This is a genomic window from Leeuwenhoekiella sp. MAR_2009_132 (assembly GCF_000687915.1).
GTDB lineage: Bacteria > Bacteroidota > Bacteroidia > Flavobacteriales > Flavobacteriaceae > Leeuwenhoekiella.
Genome location: NZ_JHZY01000004.1, coordinates 1225308 through 1251273 on the forward strand (window position 1 = coordinate 1225308; position 25966 = coordinate 1251273).

18 protein-coding genes are annotated in these 25966 nt (G+C 36.8%); 1 reads left to right on the forward strand and 17 read right to left on the reverse strand.

The genetic code is table 11. The features are described from left to right. Window positions 1-103: 103 nt before the first annotated feature. The 5 genes from P164_RS13750 to P164_RS13770 all read right to left on the reverse strand — a co-directional run bounded on the left by P164_RS13750 (window position 104) and on the right by P164_RS13770 (window position 7101). Window positions 104-850 carry a succinate dehydrogenase/fumarate reductase iron-sulfur subunit gene (locus tag P164_RS13750; protein WP_028376911.1) on the reverse strand — a complete coding sequence of 249 codons (747 nt, stop codon included), beginning with the start codon at window positions 848-850 and terminating at the stop codon, window positions 104-106. A gap of 22 nt (window positions 851-872) precedes the next feature. Next, window positions 873-2876, reverse strand: coding sequence for a fumarate reductase/succinate dehydrogenase flavoprotein subunit (locus tag P164_RS13755; protein WP_028376912.1), 2004 nt, complete (start codon window positions 2874-2876; stop codon window positions 873-875). 3 nt (window positions 2877-2879) lie between these two features. Then, window positions 2880-3536, reverse strand: a complete 657-nt coding sequence (locus tag P164_RS13760) for a succinate dehydrogenase cytochrome b subunit (RefSeq protein ID WP_035899861.1) — start codon at window positions 3534-3536, stop codon at window positions 2880-2882. A 252-nt stretch (window positions 3537-3788) separates the two neighbouring features. Further along, complete coding sequence (locus P164_RS13765; RefSeq protein ID WP_028376913.1) at window positions 3789-4178, reverse strand: DUF2721 domain-containing protein; 390 nt, start codon at window positions 4176-4178, stop codon at window positions 3789-3791. A gap of 10 nt (window positions 4179-4188) precedes the next feature. Beyond that, the gene (locus P164_RS13770; RefSeq protein ID WP_028376914.1) at window positions 4189-7101 is read right to left on the reverse strand and encodes a WD40/YVTN/BNR-like repeat-containing protein; all 2913 of its coding nucleotides are present in this window, start codon (window positions 7099-7101) and stop codon (window positions 4189-4191) included. A gap of 121 nt (window positions 7102-7222) precedes the next feature. On the opposite strand from P164_RS13770, the gene P164_RS13775 reads away from it, so the two are divergent. Beyond that, window positions 7223-8515 (forward strand): aminopeptidase P family protein, encoded by a 1293-nt coding sequence (locus P164_RS13775; RefSeq protein WP_028376915.1) that lies wholly within the window; start codon window positions 7223-7225, stop codon window positions 8513-8515. A gap of 99 nt (window positions 8516-8614) precedes the next feature. Here P164_RS13775 and P164_RS13780 read toward each other — a convergent pair whose 3' ends face one another. From P164_RS13780 to uvrC, 12 genes are all read right to left on the reverse strand, one after another. Further along, window positions 8615-9055: a hypothetical protein gene (locus P164_RS13780; RefSeq protein WP_028376916.1), complete on the reverse strand. Its 441-nt coding sequence runs from the start codon at window positions 9053-9055 to the stop codon at window positions 8615-8617. Between the two features lie 123 nt (window positions 9056-9178). Then, window positions 9179-10537, reverse strand: coding sequence for an endonuclease (locus P164_RS13785; protein ID WP_028376917.1), 1359 nt, complete (start codon window positions 10535-10537; stop codon window positions 9179-9181). 75 nt (window positions 10538-10612) lie between these two features. Then, window positions 10613-11776 (reverse strand): hypothetical protein, encoded by a 1164-nt coding sequence (locus P164_RS13790; RefSeq protein ID WP_028376918.1) that lies wholly within the window; start codon window positions 11774-11776, stop codon window positions 10613-10615. A gap of 11 nt (window positions 11777-11787) precedes the next feature. Beyond that, window positions 11788-14340: a TonB-dependent receptor gene (locus P164_RS13795; protein ID WP_028376919.1), complete on the reverse strand. Its 2553-nt coding sequence runs from the start codon at window positions 14338-14340 to the stop codon at window positions 11788-11790. 169 nt (window positions 14341-14509) lie between these two features. After that, the gene (gene pgi / locus P164_RS13800) at window positions 14510-16153 is read right to left on the reverse strand and encodes a glucose-6-phosphate isomerase (protein ID WP_028376920.1); all 1644 of its coding nucleotides are present in this window, start codon (window positions 16151-16153) and stop codon (window positions 14510-14512) included. 6 nt (window positions 16154-16159) lie between these two features. Beyond that, the gene (locus P164_RS13805; protein ID WP_035899863.1) at window positions 16160-17392 is read right to left on the reverse strand and encodes a M23 family metallopeptidase; all 1233 of its coding nucleotides are present in this window, start codon (window positions 17390-17392) and stop codon (window positions 16160-16162) included. 25 nt (window positions 17393-17417) lie between these two features. After that, window positions 17418-18374 carry a tryptophan 2,3-dioxygenase family protein gene (locus P164_RS13810; RefSeq protein WP_028376922.1) on the reverse strand — a complete coding sequence of 319 codons (957 nt, stop codon included), beginning with the start codon at window positions 18372-18374 and terminating at the stop codon, window positions 17418-17420. Then, window positions 18374-19150, reverse strand: coding sequence for a DUF3108 domain-containing protein (locus tag P164_RS13815; RefSeq protein ID WP_028376923.1), 777 nt, complete (start codon window positions 19148-19150; stop codon window positions 18374-18376). The genes P164_RS13810 and P164_RS13815 overlap by 1 nt, the downstream gene beginning before the upstream one ends. Before the next feature lie 161 nt (window positions 19151-19311). After that, window positions 19312-20472: a 4-hydroxyphenylpyruvate dioxygenase gene (gene hppD / locus P164_RS13820; RefSeq protein ID WP_028376924.1), complete on the reverse strand. Its 1161-nt coding sequence runs from the start codon at window positions 20470-20472 to the stop codon at window positions 19312-19314. Window positions 20473-20553: 81 nt separating this feature from the next. Continuing rightward, a complete protein-coding gene (locus P164_RS13825; RefSeq protein WP_028376925.1) occupies window positions 20554-21714 on the reverse strand; it encodes a homogentisate 1,2-dioxygenase in 1161 nt (386 codons plus the stop codon). 121 nt (window positions 21715-21835) lie between these two features. Next, window positions 21836-24100 (reverse strand): patatin-like phospholipase family protein, encoded by a 2265-nt coding sequence (locus P164_RS13830; RefSeq protein ID WP_028376926.1) that lies wholly within the window; start codon window positions 24098-24100, stop codon window positions 21836-21838. After that, the gene (uvrC, locus tag P164_RS13835) at window positions 24097-25893 is read right to left on the reverse strand and encodes an excinuclease ABC subunit UvrC (RefSeq protein ID WP_028376927.1); all 1797 of its coding nucleotides are present in this window, start codon (window positions 25891-25893) and stop codon (window positions 24097-24099) included. Before uvrC ends, P164_RS13830 begins: the two co-directional genes overlap by 4 nt. Window positions 25894-25966: the final 73 nt, after the last annotated feature.

A 25966-nucleotide genomic window follows, 5' to 3' on the forward strand; every position in this document is an offset into this window, starting at 1 on the left:
TTTGCTGATCTACCCTTTGGAGGAACTTATTTTATATAGAAACACCCGATAGATTTTGAAATCTATCGGGTGTTTTATTTATAATTTCCGCTTTGCGAAAAGCTTATCCTTTTGAAACAGCACTTAAATACTCGCGATTCATACGAGCTATATTTTCTAAAGAAATTCCTTTAGGACATTCTATCTCGCAAGCACCAGTATTGGTACAATTTCCAAAACCTTCTAAGTCCATCTGACGTACCATATTTTGCACACGCTCTGTAGCTTCTACTTCACCCTGTGGCAATAAAGCAAACTGTGAAACCTTTGCAGATGTAAATAACATAGCACTTGCATTTTTACAAGCAGCAACACAAGCCCCACAACCTATGCACGTAGCTGCATAAAAAGCATCATCTGCATTCTCTTTCTTAATAGGAATCGCATTAGCATCTACTGTATTACCAGAAGTGTTTACAGAAATGTAACCACCTGCCTGCTGAATACGATCGAAAGAAGTACGATCTACAATCAAATCCTGTATAACCGGGAACGCAGTTGCTCTCCAAGGCTCTATTGTAATAGTATCCCCGTCATTAAACTTACGCATGTGTAACTGACAGGTTGTAACTAAACGGTCTGGACCATGCGGTTCTCCATTAATTTGTAAAGAGCAACTTCCGCAAATTCCTTCACGACAATCGTGATCAAATTCTACCGGCACTTCACCTTTATTAATCAAATCTTCATTAAGCACATCTAGCATTTCTAGAAAAGACATATCTCCGTCAATCCCATCAATCTGGTAGCTTTTCATCGCCCCTTTTGCTTTAGCGCTTTCCTGACGCCATATTTTGAGTGTTAACTTCATAGTAAAAGTTATCTTTTAATTATTATTTATAAGAACGCGTTTTAACTTCGATATTATCAAAAGTCAATTGTTCTTTATGCAATTTAGCCTCACGTGGATCTGCATTATATTCCCAGGCAGAAACAAAACTAAAGTTTTCATCATCTCTTAAGGCCTCTCCTTCCGGAGTTTGATATTCCTCTCTAAAGTGGCCTCCACAAGATTCATTTCTAGTTAAGGCATCTTTAGCGAAAAGTTCACCCAATTCTAAGAAATCGGCTACTCTTCCGGCTTTTTCTAACTCTGCATTTTTAGAATCTACACTTCCCGGTACTTTTACATTCTCCCAGAAATCTGCACGTAAAGCAGAAATCTCATCCATAGCTTCCTGAAGCTCTTTTGCGTTACGAGACATTCCACATTTATTCCACATGATTTTTCCTAAACGCTTGTGATAATAATCTACTGAATGTATGCCTTTACCACTCACTAATTTATTCATACGCTCCCGTACATCTTTTTCTGCCTGATCAAATTCTGGAGAATCTGTAGGTATTTTACCGGTACGAATATCTTTAGAAAGATAATCTCCAATAGTGTATGGCAATACAAAGTAACCATCCGCAAGACCTTGCATCAATGCTGAAGCTCCTAAACGGTTTGCACCGTGATCTGAGAAGTTTGCTTCTCCTGCCGCATAACAACCAGGTATGGTAGTTTGCAAATTGTAATCTACCCATAGACCACCCATCGTGTAATGAACTGCCGGGTAAATCATCATTGGGGTTTTATACGGATCTTCATCTACAATCTTCTCATACATCTGGAAGAGGTTTCCGTATTTATTTTCAACTACAGCTTTACCGTAATCATATATTTCTTTATCTGAAGGGTTGTGATTACCGTTTATTAAAGCTTCTTCCTTACCATAACGGTTTATTGCGCTCTTAAAGTCAAGATATACGGCCTCACCGGTTTTATTAACACCGAAGCCCGCATCACAGCGTTCTTTTGCTGCTCTTGATGCCACATCTCGAGGAACCAGGTTACCAAAAGCAGGGTAACGACGCTCTAAGTAATAATCACGATCTTCTTCTTTTAGATCTGTAGGTTTTAATTTGCCGGCACGTATAGCTTCTGCGTCTTCTTTTTTCTTTGGAACCCAGATACGACCATCATTACGTAAGGATTCTGACATCAACGTCAATTTTGACTGATGATCTCCCGAAACCGGAATACACGTTGGGTGAATCTGCGTATAGCAAGGATTTGCAAAATACGCTCCGCGACGGTGTGCTCTCCACGCAGCCATTACGTTACTTCCCATCGCATTAGTAGAAAGGAAAAATACATTACCATAACCACCACTCGCTAAAACAACTGCGTGAGCAGAATGTCTCTCAATTGCACCTGTTACAAGGTCACGAGCAATAATTCCTCGCGCTTTACCATCTACCAAGACAAGATCTAACATCTCGTGACGGTTAAATGGCTGAATTTTTCCTCTATTAATCTGGCGGTTCATTGCAGAATACGCTCCTAAAAGCAACTGCTGTCCCGTTTGCCCTTTTGCATAAAAAGTTCTAGAAACCAAAACCCCACCAAAAGAACGGTTATCTAAAAGTCCGCCATATTCGCGTGCAAAAGGAACTCCCTGCGCAACACACTGGTCGATAATATTTCCCGAAACTTCAGCAAGACGGTAAACGTTTGCTTCACGTGAGCGATAATCCCCACCCTTTACGGTATCGTAAAATAAGCGGTAATTAGAATCCCCGTCTCCCTGATAATTTTTTGCAGCGTTAATACCCCCCTGTGCAGCGATAGAGTGCGCGCGACGTGGAGAATCTTGATAGCAAAACGTCTTCACGTTATAACCTAATTCTGCTAAAGTTGCAGCAGCACTACCTCCTGCAAGACCTGTACCTACCACAATAACATCTATGTTACGCTTGTTTGCAGGGTTAACCAGGTTAATATCATTTTTATGTTGAGTCCACTTATCTGCAAGTGGGCCGTCTGGTATATTTGATTTTAATTCTGACATCGTCTAGTGATTAAAATGGTGAAACAACGCGATGAATACAAAACCCGCAGGTATTGCGATTGCATAAAACTTAGCAAACTTCTTCAAGCCTGTCGCGTATTTGTTATTGAAGCCAACCGATTGAAAAGAAGATGCAAAACCGTGAAATAAGTGAAGTGCTAAGAATACAAAAGAAAGCACATAAAGACCTGTTCTAACCGGGCTTTCAAACTTTTCTACTAACTCCCCATAGTAACGCGTTGCATCAGCTGGGTTTGACTCAATGTATTTGTGTACAATCTCAGGAAACCAGAAGTCATAAAAATGCAATCCTAAAAATGCTAAAATCACAAGACCACTGTAAATCATGTTACGGCTAACCCAGCTTGAGTTTGCACTCCCTTTGTAATTTACATAGTTAATCTTACGCGCAGCACGGTTACGAATTTCAAGAATGAAACCCATTACAAAGTGAAAAATAACTCCAAAGATTAATACAGGTTGAAGTATTGCCTGAACCAAAAAGTTAGTTCCCATAAAATGAGAAAACTCATTAAAAGTTTCTGGGCTAAAGGTCGATGTTAAGTTAATTGTAAAATGCTGACCTAAAAACAATACTAGGAACAAACCTGAAAGTGCCATGGCAACTTTTCGGGCGATAGAAGAGGAAATGATTCCCATTTATTTACGTTTTTTATTTAGTGGCACAAAAATACGGCTCAAAAGGTTGTTTCACAAACTTTGAGACCGCTTTTGGAATGGTTTTAAATAATAAAAAAAATGTTTAATATTTCTTACGAAAACCTTTGAAATATAGGCTTCTCGTTAAACATAATTTTCTTACTGAAGATTAGAATTGATGGTAATAGGTGAATTAAGTCTTTGTAAAACAATACAGGTTAACCGATTGTATTTTGTACTGCCACCGAATAATTAATCATCCATATCATTTAATTGAATTTCAAGAGCCCGAGTACTCAACTGAACTTCGATAAACGAAAGTGTTAGTGAAATCATTGAAGCTATTAAACTAGCTCCAAATACAATATTTGCAAGAAAAATTCTTTCAATATAAATCAAAAACATCGTTATTACCGCTAGTAGAAAACTTACAATTGCCATAGCCTGCATGGCTTTTATAATCCCCAGCCGTTTACGCAATTGATTAATTTGCTTTTTTACAGGAGATGACGAGTTATCCTGATAACGTTTATGCAACTCCCTAATTAAAGCAGCTATTGCCAGGTATCTGGCATTATAAGCTAACATTGTTAAAGAAATTGCCGGAAACAACAATGCCGGAATACTCAGGTTTAAATTCATAAATAGTTTTTTAATCTTCCTGTGCTTGTGCGGCACGCTCAGCACGATCCTGGCGACGACTACCCTCTTTTATTTCAAATTTGGTTTTAGCAGATGTACCAGCTGCATTTATTTGCACTGTATAAGTACCCGGCGGAAGATAAAAAACACCATTTTGAGCCTTTGTGATTTTTAAATTTTTAGTTTCTTTTTCTAATTGCTTTTTCCCATCTTCAGAAATACTTAAATCGTAGGTTACATAATTAAATCCCGCATCAATCTCTGTAGACCAGGATTTAACAGATTTACCTTCTTTACTTAAGATATCGAGTTTAGCCTCACCGGCTTTAGGAGCATAAAATTTAATGCTGGTTTCTGGTGTATTTGCAGTACGCCATGCACTCCACGACCTGCCCCAGTTTGTAGAAAAATCTACCGCTTGCATTTTAAAAAGTTGCAAATCTTCAGCCTTACCGGGATCAAAACTCTGAATCTCATCAAGATTTGTTATAAAAATAGATCTTCCGTGAGTGCCCACTACCAGATCATTAGCTTCAGTTTGAATTACTAAATCGTGAACCGCTACATTAGGCATACTTCCGTCTAAAACCTCCCAGCTTTCGCCTTTATTAAAACTCACATAACTCGCGTCATCTGTTCCCAGATACAGGATGTTTTCTTTAACCGGGTCTTCTATAATTACATTTATAGGAGAAAGTGGCAAATTAGAGCTTATATCTTTCCAGCTCTTCCCATAATCATCGCTTACATATACATAGGGCTTAAAATCGTCATAGCGGTAGCCATTTAAAGCTGCATACACTCTTCCTTTTTTATGAGTCGAAGCAGTTACTTTACTCACCCATAAATTCTGAGGCAAGTTTTCTGAAATAATATCCCAGCTACCCCCAGCATCTTGAGTGACCTGTATCACCCCATCATCACTACCGGTATAAATTAAACCAAACTGAAATACAGATTCACTAATTGCCGTGAGCGTTCCGTAAGGTACATTACCTGGCTTGCCGCCCGCTGTAAGATCTGGCGAAATAGCCGTCCACGTGTCACCCTGATTCATAGAGCGCATTAACTTATTACCGCCCATGTATAAAATATCCTGATTGTGCGATGAAAGCAAAATGGGCGTTTCCCAATTAAAACGATATGGAGCTTCCCCTAAATCATGACTCGGTTTTATAAACGCACGCTCCCCTGTTTTTAAATTTAGACGATTGTAGAACCCAAACTGCGATCCCACATAAATAATATCACTATCTCTGCGGTCTATCTGCACCTGCATACCATCACCACCTCCTACGCGCTTAAAAGGGTATTGACCTTCTGCCTCATAATCTTTAGAGTACTCATAATTATGAGGTCCCTTCCAAGTCCCATTATCCTGTAAACCCCCATAAATATTATAGGGTTTCTCATAGTCTACATTAATTGCATAGAATTGCGCTAAAGGCATTGAGTTTATTTTTGACCAGCTTTTACCTCCGTCATAAGACATATTTAAACCACCATCATTACCATTAATAAGATGATTTGGCATTTTAGGATCTACCCAAATAATATGATGATCTACATGAACATTAGGTTCATCTATATAGGTAAAGGTTTTACCGCCATCTGTAGATTTAATAAGCGGAACGCCTACTAAATAGATTTCGTTTTCGTTCTGTGGGTTTACATCCATTTCTGCGAAAACATACCCATAGGAATAAAAGAAATCTTCTATGTAGCCCTCATGAGTACGGTTCCACGTTTTTCCACCGTCATTAGATTTATAGATTTCTGCACCTATTACTTCACCTTCTGAGTCAGGACTGTTCTTATCGAAAGTATACAAATAGAAATCTGATGCTTTAAACTCACCAGACTTTACCAATTCTTTTGCTTTAGCAGCTGTGTATTGTTTTGGAAAGCGATTTGATTTTAAGTAATCATCCAGCTCATCGGCATTCAATTCTAAAAATGCTGCAGAAGTCATATTTTTAAATGCTTCAGGCTTTAAATCTTCGTTTGTCTTTTCAGCTTTCTTCTCTTTAGAATCATCACGCATATCCTGATTATCATGAATTGCATAAAGTGTATTTTCATTTACAACTGCAAGACCTATACGCCCTACTCCTTTTCCCTGCGGAAAACCATTACCTACAGTCACTAACGACCAGGTTTCACCTGCATCAGTAGATTTATAAATCCCTGAGTTTTCACCCGACCCCCTAAAATCCCAGGCCATACGCGTTCTGTCCCAGGCAGCGGCATACAACACATTAGCATTTTCTGGCGCGGCACCCAGATTAATAATGCCTGTGTCGCTATTTATAAACAAGGTTTTATTCCATGTTTTTCCGCCATCTAAAGTCTTGAAAATGCCTCGCTCGTCATTAGGAGAGTACAAATGCCCCAAGGAAGCTACAAGTACTACATCAGGATTTTTTTCATCTACAATAATATCACTAATATGATGGGAGTCATAAAGCCCCGTATTCACCCAGGTTTTACCATTATCTGTACTTTTTAAAATACCTACCCCTGCATACGATGACCTTGAAGAAATGGTCTCGCCTGTACCTGCCCAGATTATATTATGTGCCCAGTTTACCGCAATATCACCCACATTTTGAGTAGGTGCACTGTCAAAAACTGAAGTAAATGTAATACCGTTATTCACTGTATGCCAAACGCCACCCGTAGCATAAGCCACGTAAAACTCTGTGCTATTTTCAGGATTTACCTCAATATCAACTACACGACCACTCATAATGGTAGGGCCTGCATTTTTAAAAGGAATATTTTTAACAATAGAATTTGAAACCAAGGTTTCTTTAGTTTCAAGCGATTTTACAATTAAATCTGGCGAAGTGGCCGGTTGCTGAGAAAAGGAGCTTGAAAAAAAACTTAAAAAAATAGTGAGGAGTAAAAATCGAATGTGCATAGTATAACAGTTTAATGCTTTTAAAAATACCTATTTGTTAAAGAAATCTAAACAATTTAAAAAGAGTTTAACACCCTTTAATCATGTTGTTTTTACCTTTGAGTAAATTCAAATTACAACTATGAAATACGACCTAATAGATCGCAATCTTTTTATACATAATCGCAAAGAATTTATGGCTGCTATGAAGCCAAATAGTCTTGCAGTTTTCAACAGTAATGATATCTACCCCATAGGCTCTGATAGCACCATGCCTTTTCAGCAAAACAGAGATTTATTTTTTCTAAGTGGAGTAGATCAGGAAGAAAGTATTCTGGTACTTTTTCCAGATTGTCCTAAAGAAAAACACCGCGAGATTTTATTTTTAAAAGAAACTAATGACCACATTGCCGTATGGGAAGGAGAAAAACTCACAAAAGAGAAAGCTCTTGAAGTTAGCGGCGTAAAAACGGTGTATTGGATACAAGAGTGGGATAAGGTTTTTTATGAATTGATGACTCAAGCAGAGACGCTTTATATAAATACAAATGAGCATTACCGTGCCAATGTAGAAACTGAAACCCGTGAAGCTCGTTTTAATAAAAAAATAAAAGAGCAGTACCCTGCACATAGCGTAGCTAAAAGCAATCCTATATTGCAGCGCTTACGATCTGTAAAAAATCCTATAGAGATAGATTTACTACAAAAAGCCTGCGATATTACTGAAAAAGGCTTCAAGCGTATTCTTCAGTTTGTAAAGCCAGGTGTGATGGAATACGAAATAGAGGCTGAATTTATGCACGAATTTCTACGCAATCGCTCACGTGGTTTTGCCTACACACCCATTGTTGCTTCAGGAAATAAGGCTAACGTGCTACATTATATCGTTAACAATGCAGAATGCAAGGCTGGCGACTTAATTTTACTAGATGTAGGTGCTGAATATGCGAATTATAGCAGTGATATGACGCGTACTATTCCCGTTTCCGGAAGATTTACAGCACGACAAAAAGAGGTTTACAATGCTGTTTTACGCGTTAAGAAAGAAGCTACAAAAATGCTTACACCAGGAAATCTTTGGGGACCCTATCACGAAGAAGTGGGTAAGTTGATGACTTCAGAGTTATTAGGACTTGGACTTCTCGACAAAGCTGATGTTCAAAATGAAAATAAAGACTGGCCGGCTTACAAAAAATATTTTATGCACGGCACCTCGCACCATATTGGTCTAGATACCCATGATTATGGTTTATTGCACGAACCCATGCAAGCCAATAATGTATTTACGGTTGAACCCGGCATCTATATTCCTGAAGAAGGTTTTGGAATTCGCCTGGAAGATGATTTAGTTATTCAGGAACAAGGTGAGCCTTTTAATTTGATGCGCAATATTCCATTAGAAGTTGAAGAGATTGAAGACTGGATGAATCGCTAGATTCAGTTTGCAGTTTGTAATAATTGAAAAAGCTCCGTAATCAATTTGATTACGGAGCTTTTTTTATGCTCAATACTTATGTCTGAAATCTATAATCTTCTAAAACCAGTTTGACCACGGAATGCGGCTTAGCATTACAATAAGACCAAGGGTATAAAATATGGCTAGTAGTTTAAACTTAGGCTTTGAAGTTAATTTTTTCTTATGCTTACTATACCCTACTGTAATAAAAACAATGGTAAGAATCATTGCAATAGGATGCTCTACCACATACAAACGTAGATTAGGATCTTTCATCGCAGCACCCATACCCTGTGATGCTATTGCTTTTGCTCCTAATGGAGAAACAAAATAAAGCACAATACCTATTAATAATTGAATGTGTGAAACAATTAAAGTAAACAACGCCAACCTAAAGTCACGAGCCCCAAATTCTTTACCCGAAAAATAAGAAACGAGTACGTTTATAGTTGTTATTGTAAGGATAATAAGAGCCAAATAAGCCCAGTACGAATGCACAAATTGTACGGTAGTATACATAGTCTGAAATTTTAAAAATCAAAGATAACTTTTTGCTCTGAAAGGACTGAAACCGAAATGCTTTAAATGCAAAAAACCCTTCCGTTTAAAATGGAAGGGTTTTTATTAAGCTTTAATTAGAAACTAGTTCCATGTGTTTTCAGCAGGTGTTCCACCCCAAATTAAAGTTACTAAATATGGATTGTCTATAAACGGATTACGATTACCCTGAGCTGCTTCTATAACTTTGTTTCTGTTTTTCTCAAAATCTGAAACAGGATCTTCACGGTTCCACTTTAAAAACAAGTCAAGATTTCCTACTTTTTTAAAATCTTCACCATATCGTATATTCAGATATAAAACAGCTCTTGCAACATCCCCTTTCCACTCATCACCAGGATACCATGAATTATCATTTATCAATTTGTAAGCCCCACTACCATCTACAAACGGGTAATTTAATCGTAATGAATTTACCGCATCATCTGCAGAACGTAAATGATGTAAATCTGTTACAGCATCTTCGGTAGCTAATCGTGACTGAGGGAAAATATGCTCAGTATTAAAGGTTTGTGGTGAATGAGAATTGCTTCCTGAAGTATACTCCCGCTCATCACGGCTTTCTCCAGAATACATTAAAATCACATTAGCAGCGTTACTCAAATCTGCATCAGCATCATATAAAAATTGGTGGCGTTGTGTGTAGGTTAAAATTGTGGTGTGCTTTGCTATTGTAAATGAACTTAAAGCATCAAATGTGAGGTCTCTGTCATCAAAGAAACTTACACCTGCATAATAGCTTTGTAATTGCGCAGGAATTGTAAAACTTACCGCCTCTAAAACATTTATGGTTACCGTTGCTGTAGAACAGCTAGGGGTCGCATCGTTATCACAGATTGTATATGTAAAAGTATCTTCACCTAAAAAGTTTGTCGCAGGGGTATAGGTAACAGAACCGTTACTATTTAACACACCTGTTCCCGTACTAGTCGAAAAATCAACACTTGTAAGCACAGCCCCGTCAAGTAACTCATCATTTGCTAATAAATTTACAAGTGTTAAAGAGGTGGATTTTGCTGTGGCTGCAGTGTCATCTTTAGCAACCGGCGTACCTGCATCTGAAACAGTTATGGTAACGGTTGCCTGTGAGCAAATACTCGTATCTGCATTAAGACATAATTGATAAGTAAACGTATCGTCACCTACAAAATTAACCTTTGAAGTATAAGTATAACTGCCATTACGATTGTCTGTTAGTGTACCACCCTGTGTGGTTGCCGCATCAACAGAAACAATGCGTGCACCAGAAGCTAAATCATCATTAGCAGTTAGATTTTGAATTATAAAATCTGTGTTTTCTTCGGCGTTGAATGCATCAGCTACCGCTACCGGACTTTCTAATTCTGGCTCTACGGGAGGCGCAACAACTACATCATCATCAGAACCCCCACACGACGCAAAAGCTAACATTGAACATAGAGCAACGAATATTTTCTTTCTCATAATAAAATTTTTACAAAAATAAAAAAACCTCCTGTCTCTTATTGAGCAGGAGGTTTTATTTAAACTATTATTTATTTATTGTTTTACCCAACTTCCGTTAGTTTTAATTACAAAGAACGTTTCTGTTGTGTTAGCCCCATTATAAATATCAAGAGTTACAGCATATTTCTGACCTTCTTCTGCATTAGCATCTAACTTATTTAATAGTAAATTTAGAGCTCTATATATTAAGTCATCACTCCAGAAAGCATCATTACCGCTACGACGATCAAGGTTGTTATAACGTAACATACTTGATGTTTGAGAAGGGAACTCTGAAGATAATTCTGAACCTATAAATGCATAATCAGCTACAGCCAATGTATAAGCTATAGTATTATCAGGAATCCATTCACCTGCATCATTACCGAACTGAAGAGTCATAGGAAGTGCATTATTATAAACATTCCATTTAGATCCGTCAAAAATGAAATTTGCTATGAAACTATACGTTGCACTATCTGTAACACTTCCATCTCCATCAATATCATTTACATCTGTAGTATAAACTTTGTACATTGTAGATTTAACATCATTGACTGCAACATCTTCATATTTAAATTTATCTAAAAGATAAATTGGTAATTTTCTCAAAGCTTCATCTTTAGTATTGAAGTTTGCAAAACCCTGACCTACCATTGTATATTCGGCATTTGTAAGTCCTAATGCAAATTGCCATTCACCATTTACTCTAAGAAACCCATTATTCAAAGTTTGAGTACTTCCGTTGTAAAACTTGTATGTTAAAGAAACTAATGTTCTGTTAGCAACATCAGGAAATTTGTCATCTAAAAATGTATAGATTTGATCCTCATCGTCAAAGTTGTCAAATCGTTCTGTTTCAGGATATGAATCATAATCTGCAGTACTTACTGTGTAAACAACTAATGAGCGCTCAGTAGATACCGGAGCATACAAATCATATGTTACCGTTGCTAAAGAACCATCTCCTAAAACAGGGAAATTATTTTTCAGAACTAACGGAACTAAACTCTTAGCATCCTCTACAGTATTAAAAGTTGCAAAATCAAGTTCTAAAACTTCTTTGTAATCATCTTCAGTTAATGTATAATTAAATACATCAGAGATACCCGCTTCATTTGCCTCTAGCTGATCATTAATATCTTCTACAGGATCACAACTTACCATAGACATAGCCCCTACAGTAATTGCTGTCAATAAATAATTAAATTTTTTCATTTCAATTTTTATTAAAAATTAATTTTTGCACCTACAGTATAGGTTCTACCAGCTCCGTAATAAACTCTTGCTGTAGTTGCAAGTGAGTTATTACCGTCTTGTGCATCAGAAATGTATTCTGTATCTAAAACGTTAAATACATTTGCATTAATCTGCGCATTAAATCCTCCGAAGTTAAATCTGTGGGTTAAACCTAAGTCAAGTAAACCATATTCTGGCATTTCCCAAGTTTGTGGTAATCCTTCAACACTACGACCTGTAGGATCGTAATCTGCAAAGTAATCTGCAGCATAGTTAAAAGATGCTCTTATAGTAGTAGAAGCTAAAACTGCATAGTCTGCACCTAAAGCAAAGGTAGTTTGAGCAGAGTTTCCAACTTTTACATCCTCTAAATAAATATCAATAGGATCTCCAATTGGGTTTTGTTGATCATCAAAAACCTGAACATTCTTAATATCATTAGCAAATTTCCAGTCACCTAGAGAAGCCATACCTGTTAAAGTTAAAGTTTCAATTGGGCGGTATTGTAACTCTAATTCAACACCTTGATGCAACTGGTTTAAACCTAATATATTTGCAGTGTATTGAACATTATCTGCTGTTCTTGAGATAGTGTAGGTACGATCTGTCCATTTTGTACGGTACACATTAAGATCTGCTCTAAAGTTATCACTTCTAAAACCATAACCTAATTCTGCACTAAAGATTTTTTGATTCTCTGCATCAGCATTAGTTATGTTTGTGTTGTTTATGAAAACTGCATCGCTAAAAGGAGCACGCTCAAAGTAGCCCACATTTGCAAAAACATTATTTACATCATCAAGTCTGTAGTTAAGACCACCTTTAGTACTAAAAGCAGTAAAGTTTACCCAGTCTGTTTCTCTTAATGGATCTTCTGGAGTGTACTTGAAGTAATCTTCTCTTTTGTAAGATGTATTGTTACCGGCAATAGAAATAACCGCTGAAATCTTGTCTTTGTTATACTCTGCCTGAGCAAAAAGCCCAGCCCAGTTTGTATAACCCGAATCACTATAGTTATACTTATCACCTACCTTAACAACCTTATTAGGATTATTAACGTCATTATTGTCTATATAGAAAGAACCTCCTAAAAGATCTGTAAGCTCTGTATAATGATCTCCTTTGTAGATACGTACATCAACACCCGCAGAAAGGTCAATATATTCTGAAAGCTCTGTATTATATGTTGATAAAGCACCATACCACTGGTGGTTATTTCTAGATGCTCTTAAGAACGTCTCAACACTGGTTGCTGCTCCTAAGGCTTTATTTTCAGCAACAATTTTATCAAAATCTACAGGACCATAAGCAGAATCACGGTAATTTAAATCATCTTTTCCAAATTTGTTAGCACCTGCAGTACCACCTCCACCACCAGTACCATAAGAGGCATAGATAGAAGTTGTAAGTGAGGAAATATCACTAATTGTCCAATAATGGTTTAATGACATTTGTGGTTTGTGATAGAAGTTATCTTCGTGATTTAATAACTGTCCATTTTTATAACCATAATCTGTATTTGTTCTGATTCCACGATCACTTTTTCTGTAATCATCAATTAACAATCTGTTTTGACGCTGACCGTGACGTTGTGGAGCACCGAAAGCCGTGAACGATAATTCATGGTTTTCATTTATTTTCTTAGCTACGTTTAAGAAGTAAGAATATGCATCAATAGTAGTTGCATCAACAAACTGCTCTCCTGTAGTTCTAGATAAACTTACAGTTGCAGCCCAATCATTCTCTAATAAGCCAGTTGAAAGAGTAAAACCATATTTTGTATAGCCATCATTACCAGTAGTCATTACAACATTACCACCTGCAGCAATATCAGTAGATTTTGTAACGATGTTTACAGTACCTCCAATTGATGGAAGACCTATCATAGCAGCACCAAGACCTCTTTGAACCTGCATAGAACTAGTTACATCAGAAAGACCTGCCCAGTTACTCCAGTAAACATTACCGTTTTCCATATCATTTACAGGAATACCGTTAATCATAACCGCAACGTTTTGAGAGTTAAAACCACGTATGCGCAGCTCTGCATCTCCAAAACCACCACCACCTCTAGTCACATAAACACCAGGTGTAGTTTTCAATATTTCAGGAAATTCCTGACTACCCAATTCATTCTCAATAGTTTCTGCTTTAATTGTAGAAACTGCAACAGGAGTTTTACGATCTATTGCTAAAGAGTAAGCCTTAACAATTACTTCATCAAGAGCATCAGAATCCATCTGAAGCTTCACAGTACCTAAATCAATAACTTTTTTTCCTGTAACATCAAAATTTAACGTTAGTGGAGCAAATCCCACATAAGAAACACGTAAAGAACCTGTGTTTTTAGCAACTTGAATCTCAAATAACCCATCAAAATCAGTTGATACTCCGTTAGTTGTGCCGTCAACAACTACGTTAACTCCAGGTAGTGGTGTGCCATTTTCACCATCTACAACTGTACCTCGTAAAGTTCCCTGAGCCTGCGCAACAGCAGTTAACAGAAGAAAAACAAGTGCTAGTAAACTTGTAATTTTTTTCATTGTGCTTGTTTGAATTTATAATTTTTGCAAAAGTCTTAATAAAGACCTAATTAAATATTAACGCAATGTTAAGAATTACTATTTAACGCAATATGTTTAATTTTAACTCTTAAATATCTATAATTGATATTTAAGAGTTAAAAATATAAATTACAAGCACATTTTAATATTAACTTTTAAAATGCTGAATTAGTGATGTGGTTGAACTATCGTGACTTGCTATACTATCTGAATTTAAGTCTGTTAACACGTTTTTCGCCAACTGCTTACCCAATTCTACACCCCATTGATCGTAACTAAAAATATTCCAAAGAATACCTTCTGTAAAGATTTTGTGCTCGTATATCGCGATAAGTGCTCCCAAGCTTTCTGGAGTTAATTTATCAATAAGTATAGTGGTAGTAGGTTTATTTCCGTCAAAAACCTTAAATGGAACTAATTTGTCTATAGCGGTTGCGCTCATATTTGAAGACTCTAATTCCTCACGCGCTTCTTTTTCGGTTTTACCATTCATCAGAGCTTCCGTCTGTGCAAAGAAATTTGCCATCAATTTATTATGATGATCTGTATCGCCGTGAAGAGAGTGTTTGAATCCTATAAAATGAGTTGGAATAATTTTAGTTCCTTGATGTATTAATTGAAAGAAAGCATGTTGTGAGTTTGTTCCCGGTTCTCCCCAAACAATTTGACCGGTTTGATAATCTACAGGATTGCCATTACGGTCTACACTCTTCCCGTTACTCTCCATAATTGCCTGCTGTAAATACGCTGCAAATCTGTTTAAATATTGAGAGTATGGGATTATCGCTTCACTTTCAGCTTCAAAGAAATTGTTATACCATACTGTAACCAGCGCCATAATCACGGGTATATTTTCTTCTAAATCTGTATTTTTAAAATGCTCATCTGCTCTATGCGCTCCTGCAAGCATACTGTTGAAGTTTTCAAAACCTACTGCAAGTGCTATAGATAATCCCACAGAACTCCACAGAGAGAAACGACCTCCTACCCAGTCCCACATGGTAAACACATTGTTAGGGTCTATACCAAAGTCTTTAACTGCTTCTTCATTTGTAGATACAGCAACAAAATGTTTAGCCACGGCTTCACCTTCTGCAACCGTGCCAGCCACTTTACTCAAAAACCATTTACGAGCGGTATTGGCATTTGATAAGGTCTCCTGAGTTGTAAAGGTTTTTGAAACAATTACAAAAAGTGTTGTTTCAGGATTCAAATATTTTAAAGACTCGTGAACGTGATCACCATCTACGTTAGAAATAAAATGAACCTTTAAATGATTATGATAAAAGGCTAAAGCTTCGGCAACCATATTAGGGCCTAAATCTGAACCACCTATACCTATATTCACAACATCAGTAATAGATTTACCGGTAAAACCTTTGTGCTCTCCGCTTATAACTGTATCACAAAAGCCTTTTATTTTTTCTTTAACCGCGTTTACTTCAGGAATAACGTCTTCACCATCAATTGCTATGTGAGCATCTTTAGGTTGTCTTAATGCTGTATGCATAACCGCTCTTCCTTCGGTCTCATTTATCTCAGAACCATTAAAATATGCGGCACGTGCGTCTTCAAAATTCATCTCTTTCGCTAAATCTAATAAAAGAGATTTAGTTTCCGAAGTCATTCTATTTTTACTATAATCTACATAAAAGTCATCCCAGATTAAGGAAAAATCTTCGGCTCTTGAATCATCCTTAAAGAGCGTTTTCATTTCCAAGGATTTTACCTTGTCAAAATGATCTTTTAGCGCTTTCCAGGCTTTTGTTTGAGTGGGATTGATTTTTTGCATGTTATATTATTTTTTGAAGGTTATTGCGTCTAGTTGCTCTACTAATGGAGCAATGTGTATAAAATATTCTTCTTGTAGTGCTTCTGCAAGTGGTTCTGAAGTAGGTAGGTTTAAGGCAAAAGGATCTACCTGCTTGCCGTTTTCCCAAAATCTGTAACAAACATGAGGACCACTGGTATTACCCGTCATCCCTATATATCCTATCACATCTCCCTGAGAAACACGCTGACCAACTTTAACCGCTCGCTTACTCATGTGAAGATATTGCGTTTCATAGGTTTTATTATGTCTAATCTTAACATAATTACCGTTTCCGCCTCTATATTCAGATTTAGTTACCGTACCATTTGCAGTTGCCATAATAGGCGTACCTACAGCACCGGCAAAGTCAGTACCTTTATGTGGTCTAATGCGATTACCATAATAGGCTATACGACGTTTAAGGTTGTATCTCGATGAAATACGGTTAAATGACAAAGGTCCTTTTAAAAAGGCACGTTTTAAATTCATCGCTTCTTTATCAAAATACCCGTAAGTATCAGCGAGGCTGTCGCTTTTATATCTGAACGCATAAAACGGTTTGCCTTTATGCTCAAACCAGGAGGCTTTTATCTCGCCTATTCCTGCAGGGATGGTATCGTTTATAAACTTCTCTGTATAGACCAGTTTAAAACGATCTCCTGCCTGAAGCCTAAAGAAATCTATAGTCCATGCATAAATGTCTGCCATCTTATATGCCACATTAACACTAAGTCCTAAGTCGTCAAAAGTCGTAGAAAGGTTATTATTAATTACACCACTTACTTCACGTTCTTTAATTGTAACAGGACGTTTTTTTGCAGTAGCCTGTACAACCTCATCTTTAAAATCAAGAACAACGTAATCTATATTGTTTTCTTCATAAATGAAGACCTGCGCTTGATTTAATGTATCCTTAGATTTTAATAACGTATAGGGTTTACCTACACGAATAAGACGAGTATCAAAAACACCCTGAACAGAATCTGTAATCTGCTGAATTGTGGCATAATCAATGCCATTATCAAATAATATCTGTCCAAAACTATCTCCCTGTTGAACTGTATCTGAGACAACGTTATAATCATTAAGGGTGTAACCAAAACGTTTTACTATAGGAACGACTTTTTCTTTTGCAACAGGTTTAACTTCTTTTGTTTCATCATCTGCACATGCACCCAATGTAAGTGCTGCCAGAAGTAGTATGCTTAATTTCTTCAATTTAGGGTTTTTGAAAATTCTTAATTTAGTTTATGTTTTGCCCCCATTCATCACGCTCATTCTCAGACCATAACTCCGGAAAGAAAATGCGCTTTTGATATTTAGGATGCATGTATTTTACCCAATCACTGCCACCTGTAGCTTCAAGAGGTTCTTTACCTTGATTTAAATAATGTAGTGCTGCGTGGTAATGCGCCATCACCCATTGTATATTAACCGTATAATCATAGTGACGCATTGCCTTTAGCAATGTTGCATCTTTTTGATCTGAGAGCGGTAGTGTTTTAAATTTTGACCATAAGTTTAGCGATTCATAACGTTTAATGAAACGGATGAATTCCTCTTTATATTTTAATTCAAACTCTTTTAAGGTGTAACTTTTTTCTCCTGTACTGTAGTCTTTACCAGCAGCCTGCCAATATAAGTGTTCAAAAGCTTTATTGTAAAAGAGGTCATCTTTAATATCATCACTACTAAAATCGTTACGGAAGCGCGCATCTATAAGATTACAGAATTCTGTTGAGCTGAATTCAATAAGGCGGTATTGCGCACTTTGAAATCCGCTGGCAGGACTAAGTGTTCTGCGAAATTTTAAGTATTGCTCCATCTCCATTCCCTCACGCATAATATTAAAAGAGGAGGTAAGCATATCAAAATATCTGCTAATGCGATCTAATTTTGATGAAAAGAGAGCAATAGTAAGCTCAGCAGCATAGGCAACTTGTTCTATCTCCCACAAGATCATTTTAAACAGCAACTCATTAACCTGATGGTACATAATAAATACCATCTCATCAGGAATTAACGTGCGTTGTACCTGTAGATTTAAAAGTACATCTGTTTGAATGTAGTCCCAGTAATTTATAGGTTTGCCATGTACAAAACCTTCTAAATGGTGATTAAGATTCTGGCCCATCGCATCAAACTTCTCGCTTAAAGCGTCTAACTGCTGTTGTGTTTCCGGGCTGTTTTCTTTAATCATTAATCTTGTATAATATAGAAAGGATGCTTTAAACCTTTATAAGCATCAATATCTGCTTTTAGTGAACCTACTGCTAAATCAGCTTTGATTTGTAAAGGTATTTTATTTTGATCATCACTAATCCAAACTGTCAAACTTTCTTGCTCTTTAAATACCCTTCCGGCTTGTACATAAGGTCTAAAAATAAGGGTATTTACTTTACCGAACTTGGTTTTAAGCACTTCTCTACCCATAAATTTAAGTTTGAATTTAAAGTTTTCCTGATCAAAGAACATATTAATCACCGTCTCGTCGCCTTCCTTTAATGTTTTTGAGTCAATCGTATTACGCAAATAATAAAAACTAGAAACCATATCGTGTATAGAAGGTTCAGTTTTATGAGTAGTGATCGTGTTATGCTTCTTATCGTTTACAGTAGCAACATGAGCGCGCTGATCAAAATCTATTACTTTGTCTTTTGTGTGGCCACCCTCATCAATTTTCCGAATAAATTTATAAGGAAGCGTTGTTTGCTTATCTACATAAGTCTCGTAATAATCTTCAACGCCAAAAAACAATTTGGTCATTCCCGTAGTAACACCTTTACCTTTAATATGATATACTGGCTTACCCTTATACGTGTCATTAGAGACAGCCATTGTTGCTTCTCCCGCTTTCCACCAGCCACTATAACTAATACGGAATCTAAACCACTCCCCATCGCCAAAAGAATTCTCTTGAGCAAATGTTGCAAAGCTTAAAAGCATAATTGTAAAAAACAGAAAACCTTTTTTCATAGCACTAATTATTAGGGGCTTTACTAATGCTTTTGCAAGAGTTGTTCCAAAAATAGCCAAAAGCTTAAAAACCTAATCCTAAGGATAGATTAAATAAAAAAATCCTTGCTTACTAGTAAACAAGGATTTGTAACGTATATTTTTTTAGCAAAGCTCAAATATTATAAGGTACCCCTTGAAGCTTGCTCCCGCTCTATAGACTCAAACAAGGCTTTAAAGTTACCTGCACCAAAACCTTTTGCTCCCATACGCTGAATGATTTCAAAAAATAAAGTGGGTCTGTCTTGAAGTGGCTTAGTGAAAATCTGAAGCAAATACCCTTCTTCATCTGCATCCACAAGTATTGATAGCTCTTGTAGTTTAGTAAGATCTTCTTTCATAGTCTCCATATGCGCTCCCAGTCTTCTAGGAATATCATCGTAATAGGCTTGCGGTGGTGGTGGCAAAAATTCTACTCCTCTAGCACGCAAAGCGGAAACAGTCTTAACAATATCATCTGTAGCAACAGCTAAATGCTGAACTCCAGGACCCTCGTAAAAATCTAGATATTCTTCGATCTGAGATTTTTTAATCCCTTCTGCCGGTTCATTAATTGGGAATTTTATTCTGCCGTTACCATTACTCATCACTTTACTCATCAAAGCAGAATACTCTGTGGTGATTTGCTTGTCATCAAAAGTCAGGAAGTTAACAAAGCCCATTACATCTTCATACCATTTCACCCATGTATTCATTTCTCCCCAGCCTACATTACCTACCATGTGGTCTATGTATTTTAAACCGGTTGATTCTGGATTGTAGTCTGATTCCCATTTACGATAACCTGGCATAAAATCACCTTTGTAATTTTTACGCTCTACAAACATATGTACAGTCTCACCATAGGTGTAAATACCAGAACGCACAACCTCACCATGCGCATCTTTTTCTACTGTAGGTTCCATAAATGGTTTTGCACCACGCTTTGTCGTTTCTTCAAATGCACTGCGTGCGTCTTCTACCCAAAGCGCAACCACCTTAACCCCATCACCGTGTTTTACAATGTGATCATTAATAGGGGAATCACTTCCTAACGGAGACGTAAGCACCAGTCGTATTTTATCTTGTTTCAAGACATAACTCACGCGATCTTTCTGACCGGTCTCTAAGCCACTATATGCAAATGACTGAAAGCCAAAAGCCGTTTTATAGAAATGTGCCGCCTGCTTGGCATTACCCACATAAAATTCTACATAATCTGTACCCAGAAGCGGAAGAAAATCCTGCGCTCCTTCAAATATTTTTTCGAGTCCGTAATCGACTGACTTTAATTCTTTACTCATAATCTAAAGCGATTTTGTATTCTGTATTTCTTATTTGTTATTCTCTACCTGCATCTATATAAACTAGCCCTATTAATAAATTTAGTGTGGTAACCACGATTTATAATAGCTCTCATCTGCAATAGGCATCGCATCTTCACAAATCTGCAACGGTTTAAAGGTGTCAACCATTACAGCAAGTTCTTCGGTTTCTGTTTTACCTATACTACGTTCTGTAGCTCCTGGGTGTGGCCCGTGCGGAATACCGGCAGGATGTAATGAAATATGCCCGGCTTCAATATCGTTGCGACTCATAAAATCTCCATCTACATAATACAACACCTCATCGCTGTCTATATTACTGTGATTATAAGGTGCGGGAATGCTTTCTGGGTGATAATCATATTTACGCGGACAAAAACTGCACACCACAAATGCATCGGTCTCAAAAGTTTGATGTACCGGTGGTGGCTGGTGTATGCGCCCTGTTATGGGTTCAAAATCGTGAATAGAAAATGCATACGGGTAATTATAACCATCATAACCCACCACATCAAAGGGATGCGTCGCATAAACCATATCAAAAAGATCGTCCTGCTTCTTAATTTTCATCAAGAATTCGCCAGTTTCGTTATTGGTTTCTAACTCATAAGGTCTGCGTAAATCACGCTCACAAAATGGAGAATGCTCTAATAATTGACCAAAATAATTGCGGTATTTTTTTGGGGTGTATATAGGCCTGCGAGACTCTACAATAAACAATCTGTTGTCACTTGTATCAAAGTCTAATTTATAGATTGTTCCCCGCGGAATTAAAATGTAATCACCATATTTAAAGTCTAAATTACCTAAGTGACTGCGAAATTTACCGCTACCGCGATGCACGAAGATCAACTCATCTGCATCACTGTTTTTATAAAAATAATCTTGTGTTTTGTTTTGCGGTGCAGCAAGAATTATTGTGCAATCGCTATTGGTCAAAATAGGTTTGCGGCTTTCTAGATAATCTGCCTGAGGCTTTATCTCAAAACCTCTAAATCTATAGGATTGTATGTGATTTGCTTTGGCAACTTTAGGCTTAACACTTTTACTGCCTTTAATCTCTTTAACCTGTGTGGGGCGTTGCTCGTGATACATATTACTATACATCCCGTCAAAACCTATAGTACCAAAAAGTTGCTCGTAATAGAGACTCCCGTCAGATTTTCTAAATTGTGTATGACGCTTGTGCGGGATCTTACCCAGTTTATGGTAGAAAGGCATAGTTTCTTTTTTTTTACCGAAGTAATACAATTAGGATTTATGCTTATTGTGTTTTTCTTCGAAAACGTTATCGATCATTACAAATATCGTAAAAAGACTAGCTAAACAAACTAATATTTTCTTAAAACCAAAATCCCAGGCTAAAATTCCAGAACACTTTATCAACCTCAGGGGAATATGAAAGTTTTGTTTGTAAGGGTCCTACAAGCGTTTCTAAACCGTAACCTATAAAATAACCGGTATAATCTGGCCCAGTTAACCAGTTGCCGCTAGTAAAAAGACCGTTTTCAAGATTGGCAAAATTACCCCCAAAGTTTAAATGATTTTTGCGATAAAAATTAAAATCAAAACTTATATCAGATTTTACGAGACCATCGCCGGCGCTGCTAATGAAATCATAACCGTAGAAGGGTATTATATTATTAATAAAATCATTACCCCAACCTCCTAAAATAAAGTCAAAGCTACCGCCTTCTGAGGCCCCTATTTTAAAACCGCCTTCAACGCCTACAAGTACAGAAAGTTTTGGTAAGATTTTATGTGCATATTTTAATCGCGCACTACCTACAGAAAACTCTTCAAAATTATTATTGTAGTCTGAGGATAACAGATATAGATGAAAATCGCCATTAAAATACCAACCAGATGTAGGGAAGTATTTATTATCAAAACTGTCTAAAAGTAAACTTCCGTATGTGCTGAAGTAATGGCTATTGTCAAAATAAACTTTACTGTTAGGGTCTTCTACAAGGCGTACACTTTCTGTATCTATTTTTAAAAATTTATGTTCTAATCCCAGATTAAATGAAAATTGTTTTTGAAAAAGTGTTTGTATATATATCTGATTCGTAAAATCTGTATAATCTACCGTAATATTATTAAAACTCTCCAAAGGCAAATCGCTCAATTGCTCAATAAATCTCGCATCTACACGACGGTCGAAGCTATTGTAGTAGGATCTTAAACCAAAACCAATATAAAAACCATTATCGCTATAATAGTCAAAATTATACCGAATATTATCTCCTAAAGCAAGGTCAAATGATGCAATATCATTTTTAAATAATACACGCTTTTTTGTGATATTCATTAAAGCAGCACTTTTATACACATCATCATAATGAATACCCGCTTTTATGTAAGTTGTAGATTCACTTTCGGTAAGATTTACAGATAAATGGTATTGACCATCATCATATGCTTCTAGCTTATGATTTATACGCTGAAAGTTATTTGTAGCTGCAAGATTATTAATTCCATCAAATAGAGCCGCATAAGTGGTTTTAGCCGGAGTTTTAATTTTAAGCTTACCTAAGATATATGATCGCGTATAATAGGTGTTGCCATTAATACCCACACTTTTAATTCTAAGTGTATCTGTATCATTAATCGCTAATGCTGGCTTGTTATACTGCGCATTTTGAAGTTGAGCTAGCTTTACAAATTCTGAATCAAATGTTTTTGCTTTTTCTTCGCCACCCTTAATTATGGCTGCTCCTTTATCAAAGTCTACAACGCTGTAACCTGCAATATTGGGTTTTATATAAATATCTGTCTCAGCGACTTTATCTTTCATCGCTTCAATAGTTCGGTAATTGTTAATTTGAATAAGCATCTCTGGTGCGCTCTTGAGCTCACTCTTGCCTCTCAAATCATCCTGAACGTCAACTCCTATTATAAAATTTGCACCTCTTCTACGTAATTCTTCAACCGGATAATTATTAACAACACCACCATCTATTAAAATACGGTCATCTACAATTACTGGACTGAATAAGGAAGGTAATGCGCCACTTGCCGTAATAGCTTCGGGCAAACAGCCTTTATCTAAAATAATAGCCTGTCCTTTTTCGGCATCTGTAGCCACACAGAAAAATGGAATAGATAATTCTGAAAAGTCATTTACTTCCTGTACGTGATGCGTTAACTCTGTAAATAGGTTATAAATATTTTGACCCTTAGAAAGTGCTGAAGGAAACGAGATTTTAAAATGATCAAAAGGGAGACTTATGGCATATTTTTCTGCGTCTGCGCGCTCGTAAAATGATTGCGCACTACGCGGTAAATTGTCTTGAATTAATTTGTCAAAATTAACAACGTTAAAAATAGAATCAAGCTGATGTGCATTATACCCGGACGCATATAAACCCCCAATTATGGCACCCATACTGGTACCGCCTATATAATCTATTTTAACCCCGGCTGCTTCAATCTCTTTTAAAACGCCTATGTGCGCTAAACCTTTAGCACCACCGCCACTAAGCACAAGACCTACCTTTAATTGATTCCCTTTGGGATATTTACTAAAATCTATGGTCGTACTGTCTTGAGCATAAAATGCCCAATTCATCAAAACTATAATAAGTAGACAGTAGCTTTTTTTCATTCTGTTTGTTGATAATGATTGTAAATAATCCTGGCTTTTGATGGCCCTATAACTTCAGCTAAATTCTTTTCTGAAGCTTCTTTAACTTTAGTAACAGATCTAAAATGGGTTAACAACTCAATTACCGTCTTTTCTCCAATACCAGAAATTGTCTCTAGCTCTGTACTTATAGCAGCATTACTGCGCTTGTTTCTATGGAATGTAATTCCAAAACGGTGAGCCTCATTACGCAGCTGCTGAATCACTTTTAAAGTTTCACTCTTTTTATCGAGATAAAGTGGAATAGAATCTCCGGGGTAAAATAACTCCTCAAGTCGTTTTGCGATACCTATAATAGCAATTTTTCCGCGCAGACCCAGATCTTCTAAAGCCTTTACACCAGAAGAAAGCTGGCCTTTACCGCCATCTACAATAATGAGTTGTGGCAAAGGTCCATCTTCATTTAGCAAACGTCTGTATCTTCTAAACACAACCTCTTCCATAGATGCAAAATCATTAGGGCCTTCTACTGTCTTGATATTAAATTTACGATAATCCTTTTTACTGGGTTTTCCGTCTTTAAAAACAACACAGGCTGCAACAGGATTTGTTCCCTGAATATTTGAGTTATCAAAACATTCTATATGTCTGGGCTCTACAGATAGTCTTAGATCTAACTTCATTTGAGCCATTAGGCGATTCACATGCCGGTCTGGATCTACGATTTTGGTTTGTTTGAAGCGCTCCATTCTAAAATACTTTGCATTACGCTCAGACAATTCTACTATGCGCTTTTTATCACCTAATTTTGGAACTGTAACTCTAAATTTTTCACCTAAATCAACAGGAATCGGCGTGTATATTTCTGGAGATTGAGAATTGAAACGCTGTCGTATTTCTATAATTCCTATTTCGAGTAACTCTTGATCAGACTCCTCTAATTTTTTCTTTAGCTCCAGTGTGTGCGATCTAATAATCGCCCCGTGAGAAAGTTGTAAGAAGTTTACATACCCATACCCCTCATCAGATACGATACTAAAAACATCTACATTATTAATGAGTGGGTTTACCACTGTGCTCTTTGCCTGATAGCCCTCTAAAATATCTATTTTCTCTTTAATACGCTGTGCATCTTCAAACTCCATAGCTTCGGCATGAGCCTTCATTTGTAGGCGAAAACGATGCAACGAGTCTTTAAAATTTCCTTTTACAATATCGCGTATCGCATCTATATTCTCATGATACGTCTCTGCGGAAATATTATCCTCGCAAGGCCCCAAACAATTGCCCAGATGATATTCTAAACAAACTTTATACTTGCCAGATTCTATTTTATCTTTAGAAAGATCATAGTTGCAAGTACGTAAAGGATACAACCCTTTTATGAGATCAAGTAGGGTATGTACAGTTTTCATACTGGTGTATGGCCCATAATATTCACTACCATCTTTTATTAATCTTCTGGTGGGAAAAACCCGCGGAAAGCGCTCATTTTTAATACAAATCCAGGGATAACTTTTATCATCCTTAAGCATTACATTGTAACGCGGCTGATAATTTTTTATCATATTATTTTCAAGCAGGAGCGCATCTGTCTCACTGTCAACAACAATATGTTTAATTTCGACTATTTTCTTAACCAGAAGATTCGTTCGGGCATTATCGTGTCTCTTGGTAAAATAAGAAGAAACACGTTTTTTTAAATTTTTAGCCTTTCCCACATAGAGCAACTTGCCTTTCTTATCATAGTATTGATAAACCCCGGGGCTGCTGGGAAGTGTTTTTAATTGTAAGTCTAAATCAGGTATTTCCATCTCATTCAAATTTACAGCTTCTTGAGCAAATAAAAATTAGCAACCCTAATATACAGGCGCTACTTTGGTCGTA